Here is a 1049-nt window from a genome sequence, read left to right on the forward strand (position 1 = left end):
AGTGGAATTTATCATAAAGAATTGAATTTTACTATTACTGGGAATTCTAATATAGCAACAACATGCTATGCCGGAAATCTTTGTTCAACACCAATTCAAACAACAGATCAAAATGGAAAAAATCTAACAACACATTATGAAACAGGCATTCTGGCATCAGGCTATGCAAATCCTGGTCCTCCACCAGATCCATTATTTCTTACCGATAACAAAGGAAGTATGGATAGCTTCCTTACAAATCATCAAATTTTGATTCGAGCTGATACCTGGCCAAGGTATGATACCAAAACGATGGATATTGGAATAAACATGACAAGTGATACAGGGTTTGCATTTTATGCTACAAAACACCTAATCTTTGATCCAAATGCTAATCATGTGCAGCAGATCATTTGGCAATTCATTCCCACAAAGGTAGGAAACTATACCGTTGAGAAATTTTCAAATGGAATACATACGTCATCAACCTTCTTCTCAGTTTTTGATTCTAAATCTAGTTCAAATCCTCCTGTCTTGGTGTCTCCTCTGAGGCAATTCAAGTGGGGTATTTTGAAAGAAAGTATTCAATGTCAAGCTGACTCTGTGTTGGTATTCAAAACAACAGATGGCTCTCCAGCATGTGTAAATCCAGATACTTCAACCAAACTTGTCACAAGAGATTGGGGAAAAGTTTACGCGTCAAATCAATTTGATGCCTCTTCAATTAGCAACTTTCAACCAATTTATGATGATGCCACAAATAGTACAAAACAATGCGAGATACCGTTTGAGGGAAAAGAAGGGTATATTCCAGTCATGTACATGCCCATAAACTCTGTTGGAAAGATATGTGTTGAATATTCTTCTAATTATGTAGCCAAAGTGAACTTGATGTTCTATGATGCAATACCTTCACAAAATTCTTCAAAGAGTATAACAGTGATAGCTCAGCCATTTGTGATTCCTGAGGGAAAAAGCGATGTTGTGTTTACCATACAGACTAGCAACCAAACTGGATTTTTTGGGGCAGAATTGTTTTGCATAGGAATGCCTTTTGCTGTGGGATATGA

Annotated in this window: 1 pseudogene; it reads left to right on the forward strand. The window is 36.8% G+C overall.

The window, feature by feature from the left end:
• Positions 1-21: 21 nt before the first annotated feature.
• Positions 22-1049, forward strand: a pseudogene (locus tag DYY66_RS01550) (hypothetical protein); the annotation flags it as partial.

This window comes from Candidatus Nitrosotalea sp. FS, from assembly GCF_011319475.1.
Classification (GTDB): domain Archaea; phylum Thermoproteota; class Nitrososphaeria; order Nitrososphaerales; family Nitrosopumilaceae; genus Nitrosotalea.